Consider the following 16,864-nt stretch of genomic DNA (forward strand, 5'->3'; position numbering starts at 1 on the left):
TGCACTTACACCCTAAGGGCGGCGGAACTCTACTCCTCCGCTCAGTGCAATCTAAAATAGCTACTTAATGGCCACCCGGCCAAAAAAAATTATAAGTGTTAATGAATATATTAATGATTAGCAATGAATTCCCTCCTTCTATTGGCGGGGTTCAGACTCATGTATTTGAGCTTTCCAGAGCACTCGTTAAGCTTGGTCACTCTGTACACGTACTAACTAGAAAGCCTACTAAAAGCACTCCAACGACTGACTGCTACGATGGTGTTACCGTTGAACGCTTGCAATTACCAGACAGCCATCTGCTCTACGACTGGCTGCTGCGTAAACAAATTCGCAAACAGGTCCGTGAGCGTCAAATCGATATCGTTCATATTCATGGCATGCGCCCATTGAATGCTTGCAAGGGGTTGAAGATCCCAGTCATATTTACTAATCACACATCATCATTTATTAAACGCGCACAAAAAGGGAAGAAAGCTTTAAGAAAGATGCTGAGCCAACTTAACATTGCTTCAGCTACGCTTGCCGCAAGCGAAATTTTAGCGGAAAAAACTAGGGAAACAGGTTATCAAAATCCAGTTAGCTTTATCTGTAACGGGGTAGATACCAATATTTTCTACCCCGGGGATTCAACGATAAGAGAATCCCTATCAATCCCAACAGAAGCCTTTGTTATTGCCATCGGTTGCCGGCTGGAACCAGTAAAAGGCGTTCGCTTTCTTGCAGAGGCAGTTGCAGCTATTAACGACCCGCAATTACACCTAATAATTGCTGGTGATGGCAGTGAAACTCAGGATATAAAACACCTACTCAGAAACCAAGTCAAATCAGGCAACGCCCATCTCCTTGGCAATATTCATAATTCGAAGATGCCTGATATCTATAGAGCAGCGGATGCCTCATCACTCCCCTCCCTAATGGAAGCCACAAGTATATCCGGGCTAGAAGCCATGGCGAGTGGATTACCCATTATTGCTTCCGATATAGGTGGAATTCCATATATCGTAAAAGACAGCGTCAATGGAATCTTAACTAAACCCGGATCAGTAGATGACCTTCAAAGAGCTATTAGACAACTTCTAAACAATAGAGACCTGAGTAAGCAGATGGGAATTTCTGGACTAAAAATGGTGAAAGAGAACTTCACTTGGGAAATCATTGCCCAACAAGTCATTAGCCACTACAAGCAATTAAGTATTCAATAAAACCTCCAATCAGACCCAGCACAGGGAAGTGTTTGGTAAAGTCTATTGAGGCTAAGGGCTTTAGCCCCGGAGGAGCCCAAGCCAGGGAGTATCAATCCGCTCAGGATTTACACTTGGCGACAAACATTTTACAGCACCCTCCAGCTCACGAAACAACTGTGGATTTTCAATGTTTTTCATCAACAAATTTTGTAGCCGCTCGCTCAACAAGGAATCCCTCACCTGTTGAGGATGCTTTATACCGCTAGCCAATATTTGTGGCAGCCAATCTGACAAATCCTGTATGGTTAAGGAATCATTTCCCTCTTCAGGATAACCAGAGAAGTCATTATCAAATGCCAAACCAGAAGCATTCTTTAGGAAGTGATCATTCAGCGGCTTATTGCAATACTCAAACAAACTGAAGAAGCCTTCAGCCTCAGCTTTTGATGGGGCCAACTTAGAGATTCCCATCCTCATCATTGGTTTAAGTTTTTTAATCTCAGACTCAGTAACGCCAAGCTCCAGTAACTTGTTAGTTAGCAGGAATTCTTTACGGCCAACTCCCTCATTGATACGAACAGAGGGAATATTCACATTCACCCCAAGCAATGAGCAAAAATCATTTACAACATCACCATCCTGCAAAAATTCAACAGAAAACTCACGTACATTCAACGCGCCCTCACCGAAAACCGAAGCCCATATCTTCAATTTGGAAAAATAATCGAAATATGTCATTAGATCGGCATTGACATGCGGAAATGCACTTTCGCAATGGCCAAACAACTGGCTAGAGGGACTAATATTAGGTGCCGCAGCACGAGCAGCCTGCTTTTTAAATGAAAGTGCCTGCAAATCCTGTCTACGCAAATAAACAATAATTTGACATCTGTCGAAAAATTTTCGGCAATCTCTGTAGATACTCTCAATGTCGTCAAGCGTGTGAAGAAAACACAAATGCTCTGCAGATACAATGACGTTCTCTCCACGACTTTTTGCCAGTAAATTACCTAAGCGCCGATTTATACGATAAAACATTCGGCCATTTTTTTTCTGGATATCTACAGTGCGAGAGGAACTGCCTTTTTTTCCAAGAGACAGGAATTCTATCCCTCTTGAATTTAAAAACTTTGTGGATTGTTTTAAAGCAAGCTGTAGTGCACTAGAGCCAGTTTTATGGAAACCGATGTGAAGGAAGAGAGTTCGCATTCGAGTCTTTTTGATTTTACATAGGTAAAAACATCCGAACTCAAGGCCAATTAATTCAAGTTTCAAAAAAACCTGACAGCCTACGGAATGGTGGTCCCAACAACAGAAAAAATCTTTTCAAGTGTAGTTCAAAGTAAGAGAGGGGGAGAAAAGGAGAAAGAAAAAAAGACAAAAATTGGTACATTGACCACGATTTAGGTTAATAAAGTACTCAAATACCTGAGGGCGCCAATAGGCCATAATGACCTATTGGCATAAATGAGATCAATAGCGAGAGCGCCCTCGGCCACCACCGCGGCGATTACTGTGCCCACTACGATGATCCCTATCGCCACCACTGCGACGCACCTCAACTTTTGGAGGCTCTTGTAGTAGCTCTTCCGGTGGCACCTCGCATTTGAGCTTCTGCCCTAGTAGCTGTTCGATTGGCTCCAATCGCATGGCATCATCTTCACAGGCGAAGCTGATGGAAGTACCCGTCTTACCGGCTCGCCCTGTACGGCCGATACGATGCACGTAGTCCTCCGGCTCTTCCGGAAGGGTGAAGTTCACGACATGACTAATACCGTCGATATGGATACCACGGCCGGCCACATCCGTGGCTACCAACACCTTGGTTTTACCCGACTTGAAGTCATCGAGAGTACGCACGCGCTTGTTCTGTGCCACTTCGCCGGAGAGTAGGCCGGCGGAAATACCGTGGGCGAGCAGGTGTTCATGCAAGCGGCGACACTGATCCCGGCGGTTGGCGAAGACAATCAGGCTGTCCACCTCATCCCGCTGCAAGATATTGTAGAGAAGTGCATACTTCTCCTCACTAGCGGCCAAATAGACATGCTGCTCGACGGAATCGGTGGCAACCCGCTCCGGTTCGATTTCTACCACTACCGGCTCTTCGGTCCACTGCTCCACCAGGTCATCGACTTCGGGGGTGAAGGTGGCAGAGAAAAACATGGTCTGGCGATGGGTCTTGCGGGGTGTCTGGCGAACGATTCGGCGCACCTGGGGAATGAAGCCCATATCCAGCATGCGGTCAGCTTCATCAATCACCAGCACCTCTACCTGATCCAGGAAGCAATCGCGGTTGCCGACAAAGTCCAACAGACGACCCGGTGTCGCCACCAAAATATCCACTAAACGCTCATTGAGATTACGCTGCTGCTTCTCGTAATCCATCCCTCCAACCAGAGTATGAATCTCCAGACCCGTGTATTTGCACAGCGCTTTAGCATCATCGGCGATCTGCATCACCAACTCGCGGGTAGGCGCGATAATCAGGGAGCGGGCCTCGCCGGCGTAGCGCTCCCCATCAAAGGGGTGGCGCAACAGATCATCAATTACGGTGATCAGGAAGGCTGCGGTCTTGCCAGTACCTGTCTGGGCCTTACCCACCAGGTCGTGGCCATTCAGGGTATGAGGTAGAGAACGCCCCTGGATCGGCGAGCAGTACTGGAATCCCAGGTCGTGAATACCGCGCATCAATTCCGCTGGTAAACCCAGATCATGAAAACGGACCTTGCCCTCCTGTTCTGGAATCTGAAAGTCGTCCAGAGACCAGGGCGTTGCTGCTTCCGACTTGGGAGTATGGGTGCGCTGGCGCCCTCTATGGGAGCCTTTGCCGCTGCCCCGGCGTGAGCTCCCCTCACCTTGACCAGATTTCGCCTCGGCTTTTTGGCCCTTACGGGGCTTATTGGAGGGATTCTGGCCACTTTTACGCTGCTGGGAGCGTTCATCTCCCTGGCGGGGGCTCTTCTCCTCAGTAGAGGAGGAACGACGGAACAACTTTCCTATCAAGTGAAATACTCGCTCAAATGTTCAAATAATCGGCGAGTATACCACCACTCTATGTGGATTCTCGCCCGCTACAGTGGCGGCACAACCAATAATCAATACTGAAGAAACGCCCAGCCCCACTGCACAGAAGTACCAACAGCATAATGAAGTAAGTCGCCGAAAACTCAATACCATTCTTCAGGACTGTGAAGCCGCCAGTCTCTGACAACCATTCATAGTTACCATGCTCTTTTAATAACTCTATGGCTTTCTCCTTGCGGGTAATGGCCTCATCAATCAGGTCCTCACGCCACTCCCAGGGGGCGATCAGGGTTTTATCCGGCAAAGCTGACCAACCATTCTCCCAGTGTGCAGTGACCGCAGCCACTGCCATCACAAACATCAGGGGGATTGCCACCAGCCGGGTGGCGAAGCCCAGGAGTATGGCAATGCCGCCAAAAAACTCCGTCAGTGCCGCCGCCCAGGCCATAAACAGGGGGGCCGGTAAGCCCAACCCCCAGTCTGGATTACCAAACCAGGCAGCCACGCTGTCGATGTCCCCCATTTTGTTGAGCCCGGCCAAAATAAAAATAGGCGCCAAGTAAATTCGCAACGCCAGCGGCCCCATCCAGTCGATCTTCTGGACCCAGTGCACAAAGCAACCATACCAACGACCCAGGGTATTCATAACAGGACCATCCTTATCACCCTCTCTTCAGTGTATGTGTTCACTTTAGTCGAGCGACCCAGGCATCTCTTACACTGCCCCTGACTAAGCTTGTTCTTGCAGGTGGCGAGATGGGGTCAGTACAAAGTGAACACCTACCTATTGGTGCATGGCTTATTTCTCGGGGGATGGTGCTGGGCCCCCGTGGCTAGGCTGCTGATTGCTGGCGGACATCGAGTGTTCACCCCCACCCAGACAGGCCTTGGGGAGAGGCATCACTTACTTTCACCCTCGATTGGTATGGATACCTTTATCCAGGACCTGGTGAATGTGATCGAGTTCGAGGAACTAGACCAGGTGATTTTAGTGGGGCACAGTTTTGGTGGCATGGCGGCCGCGGGCACCGCTGACACGCTCCCCGAACGTATTCGCCATCTCGTTTACCTGGATGGAGCCATCCCCAATCCCGGCCATGCGTTTATAGAACAATTGCCAGAAAATATCCGAGAGAAACGCCTGGCAGAGGCCAAAGAGATTTGTGGTACCCGCTGCTTTTTACCCATGGACCCAGCCCAGTTGGGAATTAGGGACCAGGAAATATTAAATTGGCTGCGTCGTCATATGACCCCGCACCCGGTGAAGACCTATTTGGACCCCATCCAAATGAAATTGCCCCCTGAGCTGGGGCCGGCCTGCACCTATATTCGCTGCACCAAACCCCACTATCCCCCAGCAAATAAGAGCGGGGAGCGCGCACAAAAAATTCCGGGGTGGCACTACCGGGAAATTGACGCTAGTCATGGATGTATCTTTCTCACACCGCACAAAATTGCCAGATTATTAGAGGATATTTCTCAGTAGCGGCTGGGAGAAAACGCGAATTGGCCGTAGAATAATCTGCCTTTTTTGCGGCGGAATATCCGTGCTGTATAGCCCCTTACAGCTCCTCACCCTGCTTTAAAGGTCATTTGGCACAACTGACTGCCCAATTGTTTTTTTCTGCCCAATCCCGGCTGAACTTGGCTGATATACCAAAATCATCGACAGGCTCCGCCTTAATAAATCTGGTTTTTCCCTTGCTTAAGATTTACCGACGCGCTATCTCCACCGAACTCTCGCACCTCACCACATTGGGAGGCCCCCTGGTTGTCAGTAACCTGGCCGTGGTAAGCATGGGCGTTGTGGACACGATTGTCGCCGGCAACGCTGGAGAGGTGAACCTGGCCGGACTGGCATTGGGCTCCAGCATCTGGGCTGTGTGCGCGGTTACCCTTATCGGTCTACTCGCCGCGGTTTCCCCGGTTGTCGCCCACCTGCGCGGCGGCCGCGATGAAGAGGGCTGCGCCGCCCAGCTACACCAGGCGCTTTGGATTGGCTTGGTTGGCGGCATATTAGTACTATTCGCCCTACTCGCCGTTCCGGTGTGGAGTCAGTGGATCGACACTGAAGAGCCAGTCCGGCAGGTATTACAGGGTTATATCCTGGCGCTCACGGTGGGCACTCTGCCCTTCGCCCTGGGAACCGCCCTGCGCGGCTATTGTGAGGGCATGGGACAGGTTCGCCCGGTCATGCGTATTTACCTGGCCGCCGCCCTACTTAATATTCCGTTGGATATTCTTTTTGTCTTTGGTGCCGGCCCCATACCCGCCATGGGAGGTGCCGGCTGCGGCTGGGCAACCGCTGCGGTCAGTACTCTGATCGCCATCGCCTTGTTCTGGCACGCCGCGACAGATCCGGCCTATCACCAGCTCAAGCTTAAACTGATACCACCCAAGCCCGATTGGCCTATCTTGAGGCACCTTTTGGCAGTCGGGCTGCCAGTGTGTGTCGGCGCCGCCAGTGAGGTGACATTTTTTGCCAGCCTGACAATTCTACTCGCCCCCTATGGCGCAGCCATTGTGGCGGCTCACCAGATTGGTATGAGTATCGGCTCAATTTTTTACCTGGTCGCGCTGGCACTGGCACAGGCTTTAAGTATTCGTACGGCACACCTGCTCGGGCAGAACCGCCCAAAGAGAGCGCTGTTTGCCGGCAAAGTGGGAATTGGCAGCGGTGTGGTATATGCGCTCGGTACCGGGGTATTGCTGATCACCTTTCGCCACCTGTTTGTCCAGGCCTATACCAACAACGCGGAAATTATCGCAGTCGCTTCTAACCTACTGCTGCTCTGCGCCGCCTACCAGCTGGTGGACGCAGCCCAGGCCATGGCCTGGGGCGCGTTGCGGGGTTACAAGGACACCCGCGTGCCCATGTATATCCAGTTGTTCTCTTACTGGCTGGTAGGGCTCTCCAGTGCCTATTGGCTGGGCGAAAACTTCTGGGGGGTCTATGGCTACTGGACCGGCGTCTGTATCGGCCTGGGCACCGCCTCAATCCTTTTGGCGCTGCGCCTGCGCCGCACTAGCCGCAAGGCGATCGCCAAAACCTGGGGACTAGGGGCTAGATCACATTCCCAGGGAACACTTTGACTATACTGGCGCTCCAAGTCCCCAAGCGTGCCGGGCAACAACAATAACCGGCGCTGCCCGCACATGTTGTTAACCGGAGTTACCGAATGATCCCGCGCCCTATTCCCAACAGGCCTCGGCGCCTGTTGAGCCTCGCCCTGCTATTGACCTCAGCCCAGACCTGGGCCCTGAGTGACTCCAGCGGCGCGCAAGAAAAACCCCAAGAAAAGGTGCAGGAAAAAGTACAGGGAGAAAACCGGGCGGAAGCAGTCTCCAAGGCGGAAAACTTGAAGCTGGACCAACCGGTAATCACCGAACTGGGCCCACCCACCGGCGTCGCAGAGCAAAATGAAAATCCACAGGCAAGTGCGGAAGAGCCCTCGCAGGAGTCCCTGCCCCAAGCGGAAAACCTGCAGTTAGACCAGCCCATCGGCGAGTTCGAAGGGGCTCCAAAAGGCTCCACAAACCAAGAGGCGCAAGCCAAACCCGCGGAAAAACCGGCAACTCCGCCAGAAGCCCCCCCAGCCGGCAATGTTTCCCTGGAAGTGGAAAAGGCCAAGCCCCTGCGCCTGCTCGGTGCCGAAGTTGCCCCGGCAACCTCCACCCGCCTGGCCTGGTCCCCCAGCCAGCACTTTGAGGGCGTCTACAGTCCCACCGCCGTATTAGTTGTCAACGGCGCCAATCCTGGTCCGGTACTCTGTCTGACCGCCGCCGTTCATGGGGATGAATTAAATGGCGTGGAGACGGTGCGCAGGGTCATGTACAACCTGGATGCTGAGCAGTTGAGCGGCGCTGTGATTGGCGTACCCATCGTCAACCTGCAGGGTTTCCATCGCAGCTCCCGCTACCTCACCGATCGCCGCGACCTGAACCGGCACTTCCCCGGGGACCCCAACGGCTCCTCCGCTTCACGGATCGCCAATTCTTTTTTCCACGAGATTATCAGCCACTGCAACGCCGTGGTTGACCTGCACACCGGCTCTTTTTATCGCACTAACCTGCCGCAATTACGCGGTGATCTGACCAACCCGAGAATCGTGAAAATGACCAAGGGCTTCGGCTCCACGGTGGTGTTGCACAGCGCCGGGGCCAAAGGCACCCTGCGCCGCGCTGCTGTGGAGGCGGGCATCCCCACCGTAACCCTGGAAGCCGGCGCCCCCATGGTGCTGGACGAGCGCTCGGTCAGCCACAGCGTGAAAGGGATTCGCACACTGCTCAACCAGCTGGGCATGGTGAATAAATTCCGCCTTTGGGGAGACCCGGAGCCCGTGTACTACAACTCCACCTGGCAGCGCTCCTCTACCGGCGGCATTATTTTCAGCGAGGTAGAGTTGGGAGAATTTGTGCGCAAAGGAGATCTTCTGGGCACCGTAACTAACCCCATCACCAATGTGCGCACGGAAATCCGCTCGCAGCACAACGGCCGTATCCTCGGCATGGCGCTGGATCAGGTGGTACAACCGGGCTTCGCCGCTTACCACATCGGCATCCAGGCTCCGCAGGAGCAAATCAGCCCTCCGGAGGAGGTGGTCGCAGAAGAACCACCGGTGCAAAAACCCCAGCCCCAGGCAACGAATGCTGCGAGCGAAGCTAGCGATGGCACCGCCGAATTAAGGGGTGATGAGGATTAACCCTCTACTGTGGATTACTTACCTTGTCGATAATCCTGGGCTGGGGCTGTACGAGAGGCTCCGGCTGCAGGGTGATGTGATCAATATCAAAGCGTTTGATTAAAGTCTCCCGTAAGCGCTCCAGCACCGCCGGCCAGGCGGTTAGATCATCCACCACAATATGCGCCGACAGGGAGATGGTGCTGGAATCCAGGCGCCAGATATGCAGGTCGTGCACTGAGCGCACACCGACCACAGCTGCCAGGGTCTCACCCACCACTGGCAGGCTCAATTCCCGCGGCACACGCTCCATCAGCACATCCACCGAGTCGCGCAGCAGGCGCACGCAAGAGAGCAAAATCAGCAGGCAGATCAGCAGGGACAACAACGGGTCAATCGGCACCCAACCGGTAAAATAAATCACCGCACCAGAAATCAACGCCGCCACAGAGCCCAACATATCCCCCATCACATGCAGGAGAGCGCCGCGAATATTGAGTGTGCGCTCACCCCGGTAGAGCACCCAGGCCGCAAGGATATTGATCAGCAACCCGATAAAGGCAATCACCATCACCGTACTGCCATGTACCGGCTGGGGATTGCGCAAGCGATCAATCGCCGCAAAGGCAATCCCCGCCACAATCAACAACATAATCAGGCCATTGGTTACCGCCGCCAGCACCTCGGCGCGGCCCCAACCGAATGACAATTCCCGGTCCGCCGGTTTTTTGGCCAATACTGCCGCCACAGCGCCGAGTGCCAGGGCGAAAGAGTCAGTGAGCATATGCCCGGCATCACTGAGAAGCGCCAGGGAGCCGGATAACCAGCCGCCAATGGCCTCCACAAAGGAAAATCCCAATGTGAGGACCAGGGCAATCACTAACGGACGCAAGGCGCCGTTGCCCGTGCGGTGGTGGACGTGATCGTGCATAGATTCCCTCCCTATCAATCCCTCGGGATACGCAATTTTTTGCAGCGCTTACCCGTAGAAGCGCTTAGTTTTTACGGCCCAGAGTAATACGCTCCCAGCCGGAATAATCTTTGCGGCTCTCTACCGCGCAGTAACCCGCGGCGCTAAAAATTTCCCGTACAGACTCGGCCTGCTGCCAACCGTGTTCCACCAGCAACCAGCCACCGCCTTGCAGAAAGTCTGCAGCGTCTCTGGCGATCCTCTCTATATCCGCCAGTCCCTGATGCGGAGCAACCAGCGCAGAGTGCGGCTCAAAGCGCACATCACCCTGGGCCAAATGTGGATCGGCCGCATCGATATAAGGGGGGTTGCTGACGATCAGGCCAAATTGCCGGGGCGGCAACCGTGTGAACCAATCGCTTTCAAGAACCTGAACATTGGCAAAGCCGAGCCGTTTGCGGTTTTCCTCAGCGAGTGCCAGAGCGGCCGGGGATTTCTCCGCGGCGACAATCTGCCAACCGGGCTTTTCCGAGGCCAGCGCCAGGGCTATGGCACCGGTGCCAGTGCCCAAATCGAGTGCGCGCAATTTCTCTTGAGGGCAGAGTTCCAGGGCGGTCTCCACCAACAACTCCGTATCCGGCCGGGGAATTAATGTGGAGGCATCAACCTTCAAAGTGAGCGACCAAAATTCCCGCACGCCAGTCAGGTGGGCCACCGGCTCACCATTTTTGCGTCGCGCCAGCAGAGTATCCAATTCCTCCTGCTCACTCGGGCTCAGCTCGTATTCCGGCCAGGTATAGAGCCAAGTGCGCTCGCGACCGAGAATATGCGCGAGCAGCACCTCTATATCGAGACGCGCCGACTCGCTATCGGTGAGTTCAATACTGCGGGAAAGATTGTCCTTCACACTGCTCATAGGAAAGTGCTACCCAATAGCGGCAAACAAAACGTCAACTATTGTCCCATCGCCGCCAGCTGATCCGCCTGGTGTTCGGTACGCAGCGGCTCAATCACCTCTTCCAGGGCACCCTGCATCACTTCATCGAGCTTGTACAAGGTCAGTCCAATACGATGGTCGGTCACCCGGCCCTGGGGATAGTTGTAGGTACGAATACGCTCGGAGCGATCGCCGCTGCCCACCAGGCTGCGGCGCGCGTCAGAAATTTCCCGTGCTGCGGCTGCTTCCTGTTCACTGGAAAGTTTGGCCTGCAGCAGCGCCATCGCCTTGGCTTTGTTCTTGTGCTGGGAGCGTTCATCCTGACACTCCACGACGATGCCACTAGGGAGGTGGGTCAGGCGCACGGCGGAGTCGGTTTTGTTAACGTGCTGACCGCCTGCACCAGAGGCGCGGTAGGTATCCACGCGCAGATCGGCCTTATTGATCTCGATCGCGTCGCGCTCGTCTGGCTCCGGCATCACCGCTACGGTACAGGCGGAAGTGTGAATACGTCCCTGGGACTCGGTTTCCGGCACCCGCTGCACACGGTGTGCACCGGATTCAAATTTCAGTTTGGCGTAGACATCCTCACCGGCCACACGAGTGATAATCTCTTTGTAACCACCGTGTTCCCCAGCATTCTCACTGACTATCTCGATGCGCCAGCCCTGTTTTTCCGCATAGCGGGAGTACATGCGAAACAGATCGCCAGAAAAAATCGCCGCTTCATCGCCGCCGGTACCGGCGCGAATTTCCAGGAAGACGTTCTTGCGATCATTGGGGTCGCGGGGCAGCAGTAGGGTCTGCAGCTCGCGCTCCATGGGTTCAACCTGAACCTCGGCCTCGCGCAACTCCTCTTGGGCCATTTCGCGCATTTCCGGGTCGCTCTCGCCGAGCATTTCCCGCGCCGCCGCCATATCCTCCTGCAGCTGCTTGTAGCGGCCGTAGCACTTGACCACCTCTTCCAGCTCTGAGTACTCCCGCGACAGCTCGCGGAACTGGTCCTGATCGGAGATCACACTGGCATCACCGAGCAGTGCAGACACCTCTTCGTGGCGCTCCTGCAGATTCTCCAGCTTGTTCAGTAGGGATTCTTTCATTTCTGTTTTTTCTCTAATTCGGTATCGGCGAGGTCGTCGAGCCCCACCACTTCGCGGGCAATACGCAGCCGCTCCAGGTCGCCATCCGCAGTCGCTTTTCTCAGGCTAATCGTGGGAGCATGAATCAATTTATTGGTCAGTGAGCGGGCCAGCTGCTCCATCAAGCGCCTGGGATCTTCGCCCTTATCGAGCTGTAACAGGACTCGCTCAAGCTCGGTCCCACTGATTTGTTGGGCGCGCTGGCGGTAGCTGCGGATCGTGTCCACCGCTCCGAGGGCACGTCCCTCTTTGGTAAATTCCGCCGCAGCGCTATCTACGATCTCCCCGGCGGCCTCGGCGGCGCGCTCACGGGAGCGCATTCCTTCATCGATCACACCGCGCAGATCGTCAACGCTGTACAGGTAGACATCGTCGAGTTCACCGACCTCGGTTTCGATATCCCGCGGCACCGCGATATCCACCATAAACATGGGGCTGTGGCGGCGCTTGCGCAGGGCGGACTCCACCGCGCCCTTGCCCAAAATCGGCAACTGGCTGGCGGTGGAACTGATCACGATATCGGCACGAGCCAGGTGCTCGGGAATATCTGCCAACAGTATTGCCTCAGCGCCAAAGTTTTCCGCCAGTAACTGTGCGCGGCTCAGAGTGCGGTTGGCCACAATCAACTGCTTGATGCCCTGGTCCAACAGGTGACGCGCCACCAACTCCACCGTCTCACCGGCACCGATCAACAGTGCGGTCTGTTTCTTCAGGTCAGTAAAAATACGCGAGGCCAGGGACACCGCCGCATAGGCGACAGAAACCGGGTTTTCACCGATTGCCGTCTCGGTGCGCACCTTTTTCGCTATGGTAAACACCCGCTGGAAGACCCGGTGTAACTCGCTGCCGACACTGCCACACTCCCGCGCCACTGCGTAGGCTGACTTGAACTGACCGAGAATCTGCGGCTCCCCGAGGACCAGTGAATCGAGACCGCAGGCCACACGCATCATATGGCGCACCGCCTCCTCTCCGGTGTGGATATAGCTGCAACCCCGCAGCTGCTCCAGTGGCACCTGATGGTATTGCGCCAGCCACTGCAGCAGCGGCTCCGCTTCCACATTCCCATAGATCTCGGTACGGTTGCAGGTGGAGAGAATGGCGAGCTCCCGGCAATCGAGCGCCTTGCGCGCATCCCCCAGGGCACCGGGCATCACCTCGGGCGCAAAAGCGACCCGTTCGCGCACCTCGATAGGCGCACTGTCGTGGTTGATCCCCAGGGTAACAATTGGCATAGAATTCCGTCGGCTAAATCTAGAGGCGCGTCATCCGCATTGGGGGCGCATTTTCACGGGCTGTCGCTTCGCTTGCAAGCTGGTGATACGGTTTAATTGTGCGCTGATTTGTGCAACCGGCCCAGGGCCCGCACTCCAGGAGCGGATTCACGGCTAGAATTATATGGCGATAAACGTTTAAAACGCGCCACTCTTACACCGCTTCTCCGCAGCAGCCATGTATGGATACGATCTATGCTCCCATCCCGCCACCCGCACACCCAATGTAGAACCAAAGCCCCATCGCTCTGTGCATTCTGCCTGTCACTCGCCTACCTGCTGGGTGCCTGTGCTCAAGCACCGTCTCAACCGGCAACTAGCGAAGAGTCCCAACGCCAACCCCAAACACAGGAACAGCGCAGCGATGAGCAGACGACTGTCGCCGCGGAAGAGAGCGAAGCCCGCAGCTTTCCCATAGATACCTTTTACACACTACTGGTAGCCGAAGTCGCCGGTATCCGCGAACAGTACGACGTAGCCCTAGCCAACTACTACCACCAGGCTGAGGTCACCAAAGATGCCGGAGTTGCAGCCCGTGCGACCCGCATTGCACGTTTTCTCAATGCTCGCCAGGCCGCTCTGCGCTCAGCGCAGCTATGGGCCGAACTGGAGCCGGATAATGCCGATGCCCAGCTGGCACTAACTGCAGAGCTCACCCTAGCAGGGGAATTTTTAGAGGCCCTGAAACACGCGGAGAAGGCACTGGCTCTCGGCGGTAAAGCACCGATGCAATCCCTCGCCGCCACCGCCATCGGCCACGAACAACTGGACGATCAGCTCCGTGCAGAATTCGCTCGGCTCTCCGAGATTTACCCCTACGACGATGAAGTGGTCATGGCCCACGCCATGGTGCTGCGCGATGCCAAACAGTACCGGCGGGCCCTCTCTCTGGTCCGCCGTGTTCAGGAGCAACACCCAGACCAGCTGGATGCCCCACTGCTGCAGAGTCACTTACTGGTGGACTTGGGTAGACGCAAAGAAGCTATCCAGCTGCTGGAAAATTTAGTCAAAATTTACCCGGAAGAAACCCGTTTACGTTTGCAATACGCGCGCCTACTCATCCGCGAAGATCTGGCCCTCGCGCGCCAGCAATTCGCCGAGTTGGTCAAGCAGCGCCCAGAAGACGGTAACCTGATCTTATCCCTGGCGCTGATCCACTATGAAACCAACCAGCTCGCTGAAGCCAAACCTTTACTCGACCGGCTACTAGAACTGGAGCAGCACGAATCGGCGGCACACTTTTACCTCGGTGGGCTCGCGGAGAAACAGGGCGACAACGACACCGCCGCCGCGCATCTCAAGCAAGTGGAGCCCGGAGCTGATTATGTAGAGGCCATCACCACGGGCACCAAATTGCTCGCGGCCAGTGGGAAACACCACGAAAACAGCCAATGGTTTGCCGAGTTGCGCGAGCGACACCCCGTACAGGCAGAACATTTTTTCCTGATGGAGGTCGAATTGCTGCGCAAGAGTGGCGAACCACAGATGGCGCTGCAACTGGCTGATCAAGCTGTAGCCACTCTGAGCAACAGCGGTCGCTTGATTTATACCCGCGCCCTGCTCAACGACCAGCTCGGCAATAGCGCGGAGTTTGAGCGGGACTTGCGCAAGCTGCTGGAACGCGATCCAGACAACGCCACGGTTTTAAACGCACTGGGCTACAAGTTGATCGATGATGAATCCCGTCGCCCGGAGGCCCTGCAGTTAATCAGCCGGGCCCTGGAACTGGAGCCCGAGGACCCGGCCATCATCGACAGCATGGGCTGGGTGCAGTACCGTCTGGGAAATTATCGCGCCGCGGAAAAATATTTGCGCCGGGCTCTGGAGAAACTGCCGGATCACGAAATCTCCGCCCACTTGGGAGAAGTACTCTGGGTTCTAGGGGATCGAGATGCTGCGCTCAAAGTCTGGAAAGACGGGTTGACCGCCAACCCCGAGAGCAAGATCATCCCGGCAGCGATGAAACGTCTGCAAATCAAAGAAACACTGGAACAACATGCATCTGACAACTGACGCCGCCAACCGTAAGTTTTCTTTTTTACTGGTAACAGCCCTCACCCTGTTGATCTCCGCCTGTGCCGGTCAGAAAACCAAGGAACCCGCTGCGGCGGAAAGCCCCGGCGAAACTGCAGCGCCCACATCGGTTGCCCAACTCAAGCAATGGAGTATTAAAGGCAAGCTAGGTGTGCGCTCTCCCGCTGATAACGGCAGTGCCAACCTGACCTGGCAGCAGAGCGGCCCGCAAAATTTTCGTATTCACCTGAGCGGCCCTCTCGGTGCCGGTACTACGGTGATATCCGGTTCCGCCGGAGGTGTCAGCCTGGTGCGCGGCAATGAAGCCCCTGTGGTGGCCCGCGACGCTGCCCAACTCACCCAACAGACTCTGGGTTGGCCCCTGCCCGCCAAGGAAATGTTCTACTGGGTGCGCGGCCTTCCCGCGCCCGGCCCCAGAGGCGCAGAAAAACATAACGGCCGGGGTGAGCTTCAGAGCCTGCAGCAATCCGGCTGGTCGCTGCGCTTTAGCGATTACCGCCAAAACGGTCCCTACCTCCTTCCCACTCGCATTAAAGCCCAAACCAACGGTGTCGCCGGACCGGTACAGGTGACCCTGGTGATCAAGGAGTGGGGTTTTTAAATGCCCAACTCCTAGCATGCGGGTATTATGGTGCCACCAGAATTAACCGGCCCACTCATCCCGCATGCTGACTTTACCCGCGCCCGCCAAACTCAACCTAATCCTACGTATACTCGGCCGTCGCCCCGATGGCTACCACGAACTGCAGACCCTTTTCCAAATACTCGATTACGGCGACAGCCTTGTATTCTCCCTGCGGGACGATGGGGTTATTAGCGTCGACGCGGGAACTCTAGACGTTCCCGAACAGGACAACCTGGTTTACCGCGCAGCCCAGCTGCTTCGTAAAAATATACAGAAGCAAGATGTCGCTCTTCCCGGTGTCCATATCCGCCTGAATAAAAAACTGCCACACGGCGGTGGTATTGGCGGCGGCAGTAGCGATGCTGCCACTACACTGCTCGGCCTTAATTATCTTTGGCAATGTCATTTATCGATCGAAAGCCTCGCCGAGCTGGGCCGACAACTCGGTGCGGATATACCGGTGTTTGTGCGCGGGCGTACCGCCTGGGCCGAGGGGGTCGGGGAAAAACTCACACCACTTTGCACAGAAAAACGCCACTATTTAGTCGTAGCTCCCGGCTGCCAAGTGAGCACTGCAAAAATTTTTTCCGATTCCCGTTTGACAAGAGATTCCGTCGCAATTACATTAGCGGCCCTTCGCGAGGGGCAGCTCAATGAAAAGCCACTCAGCAGCAAAAAACTGGAAGCTTTTTCCGGTAACGACTGCCAGGCACTCGTTGAGAGTCTCTACCCTGAAGTTCGCGATGCCCGAGAGTGGCTGCAGCAATTTGCTCCAGCACAGCTCACCGGCACCGGAGGCTGTGTTTTCGCCGCCTTCGAAACTGAGCAAGCAGCCCAAACGGCACTTGCCAGACTACCGCGAAAATGGCAGGGTTTTGTTGCAGCCGGCGTACAGGTTTCACCGGTACACCAGCGACTCGCGAAATTAACCTCAAGCGATTGAGGAAAGATGCTGGGGCGTAGCCAAGCGGTAAGGCAGCGGGTTTTGATCCCGTCATGCGAAGGTTCGAATCCTTCCGCCCCAGCCATTTTCTTTTACGCAGTGGCACCAG

The 16,864-nt window shown here is 55.2% G+C and carries 14 protein-coding genes and 1 tRNA gene; 8 read left to right on the forward strand and 7 right to left on the reverse strand.

Translation table 11 applies throughout. The features are described 5' to 3' along the window. Positions 1 to 113 precede the first annotated feature (113 nt). Positions 114 to 1,205, forward strand: a complete 1,092-nt coding sequence (locus FIU95_RS15275) for a glycosyltransferase family 4 protein (RefSeq protein WP_172975422.1) — start codon at positions 114 to 116, stop codon at positions 1,203 to 1,205. 60 nt (positions 1,206 to 1,265) lie between these two features. On the opposite strand, the gene FIU95_RS15280 is transcribed toward FIU95_RS15275, so the two are convergent. From FIU95_RS15280 to FIU95_RS15290, 3 genes are all read right to left on the reverse strand, one after another. Then, positions 1,266 to 2,462: a hypothetical protein gene (locus FIU95_RS15280; protein ID WP_152454588.1), complete on the reverse strand. Its 1,197-nt coding sequence runs from the start codon at positions 2,460 to 2,462 to the stop codon at positions 1,266 to 1,268. Between the two features lie 198 nt (positions 2,463 to 2,660). After that, the gene (gene rhlB, locus FIU95_RS15285) at positions 2,661 to 4,190 is read right to left on the reverse strand and encodes an ATP-dependent RNA helicase RhlB (RefSeq protein WP_253868668.1); all 1,530 of its coding nucleotides are present in this window, start codon (positions 4,188 to 4,190) and stop codon (positions 2,661 to 2,663) included. Positions 4,191 to 4,239: 49 nt separating this feature from the next. Beyond that, positions 4,240 to 4,857 (reverse strand): DoxX family protein, encoded by a 618-nt coding sequence (locus tag FIU95_RS15290; protein WP_152454589.1) that lies wholly within the window; start codon positions 4,855 to 4,857, stop codon positions 4,240 to 4,242. 144 nt (positions 4,858 to 5,001) lie between these two features. On the opposite strand from FIU95_RS15290, the gene FIU95_RS15295 reads away from it, so the two are divergent. The 3 genes from FIU95_RS15295 to FIU95_RS15305 all read left to right on the forward strand — a co-directional run bounded on the left by FIU95_RS15295 (position 5,002) and on the right by FIU95_RS15305 (position 8,914). Then, positions 5,002 to 5,697 (forward strand): alpha/beta fold hydrolase, encoded by a 696-nt coding sequence (locus FIU95_RS15295; RefSeq protein WP_256366426.1) that lies wholly within the window; start codon positions 5,002 to 5,004, stop codon positions 5,695 to 5,697. A 215-nt stretch (positions 5,698 to 5,912) separates the two neighbouring features. Then, on the forward strand, positions 5,913 to 7,304 hold the full coding sequence (locus FIU95_RS15300) for an MATE family efflux transporter (RefSeq protein WP_253868672.1): 1,392 nt from the start codon (positions 5,913 to 5,915) through the stop codon (positions 7,302 to 7,304). Positions 7,305 to 7,390: 86 nt separating this feature from the next. Then, positions 7,391 to 8,914 (forward strand): succinylglutamate desuccinylase/aspartoacylase family protein, encoded by a 1,524-nt coding sequence (locus FIU95_RS15305; protein ID WP_152454591.1) that lies wholly within the window; start codon positions 7,391 to 7,393, stop codon positions 8,912 to 8,914. 4 nt (positions 8,915 to 8,918) lie between these two features. Here FIU95_RS15305 and FIU95_RS15310 read toward each other — a convergent pair whose 3' ends face one another. The 4 genes from FIU95_RS15310 to hemA form a co-directional block, all read right to left on the reverse strand. Beyond that, positions 8,919 to 9,824, reverse strand: a complete 906-nt coding sequence (locus FIU95_RS15310; protein ID WP_152454592.1) for a cation diffusion facilitator family transporter — start codon at positions 9,822 to 9,824, stop codon at positions 8,919 to 8,921. 64 nt (positions 9,825 to 9,888) lie between these two features. Further along, complete coding sequence (prmC, locus tag FIU95_RS15315) at positions 9,889 to 10,719, reverse strand: peptide chain release factor N(5)-glutamine methyltransferase (RefSeq protein WP_152454593.1); 831 nt, start codon at positions 10,717 to 10,719, stop codon at positions 9,889 to 9,891. A 38-nt stretch (positions 10,720 to 10,757) separates the two neighbouring features. Continuing rightward, positions 10,758 to 11,840 (reverse strand): peptide chain release factor 1, encoded by a 1,083-nt coding sequence (prfA, locus tag FIU95_RS15320; RefSeq protein WP_152454594.1) that lies wholly within the window; start codon positions 11,838 to 11,840, stop codon positions 10,758 to 10,760. Next, positions 11,837 to 13,114, reverse strand: coding sequence for a glutamyl-tRNA reductase (gene hemA, locus FIU95_RS15325; protein ID WP_152454595.1), 1,278 nt, complete (start codon positions 13,112 to 13,114; stop codon positions 11,837 to 11,839). Before hemA ends, prfA begins: the two co-directional genes overlap by 4 nt. Before the next feature lie 234 nt (positions 13,115 to 13,348). Between hemA and FIU95_RS15330 the strand changes: the two genes are divergently transcribed. From FIU95_RS15330 to FIU95_RS15345, 4 genes are all read left to right on the forward strand, one after another. Then, positions 13,349 to 15,166, forward strand: a complete 1,818-nt coding sequence (locus FIU95_RS15330) for a tetratricopeptide repeat protein (RefSeq protein WP_152454596.1) — start codon at positions 13,349 to 13,351, stop codon at positions 15,164 to 15,166. Beyond that, positions 15,150 to 15,788, forward strand: a complete 639-nt coding sequence (gene lolB, locus FIU95_RS15335) for a lipoprotein insertase outer membrane protein LolB (protein ID WP_152454597.1) — start codon at positions 15,150 to 15,152, stop codon at positions 15,786 to 15,788. Before FIU95_RS15330 ends, lolB begins: the two co-directional genes overlap by 17 nt. 64 nt (positions 15,789 to 15,852) lie before the next feature. Then, complete coding sequence (gene ispE, locus FIU95_RS15340) at positions 15,853 to 16,755, forward strand: 4-(cytidine 5'-diphospho)-2-C-methyl-D-erythritol kinase (protein WP_152454598.1); 903 nt, start codon at positions 15,853 to 15,855, stop codon at positions 16,753 to 16,755. 10 nt (positions 16,756 to 16,765) lie between these two features. After that, a tRNA-Gln gene (locus tag FIU95_RS15345) sits at positions 16,766 to 16,840 on the forward strand. Positions 16,841 to 16,864 lie beyond the last annotated feature (24 nt).

The organism is Microbulbifer sp. THAF38 (assembly GCF_009363535.1).
Lineage (GTDB): Bacteria > Pseudomonadota > Gammaproteobacteria > Pseudomonadales > Cellvibrionaceae > Microbulbifer.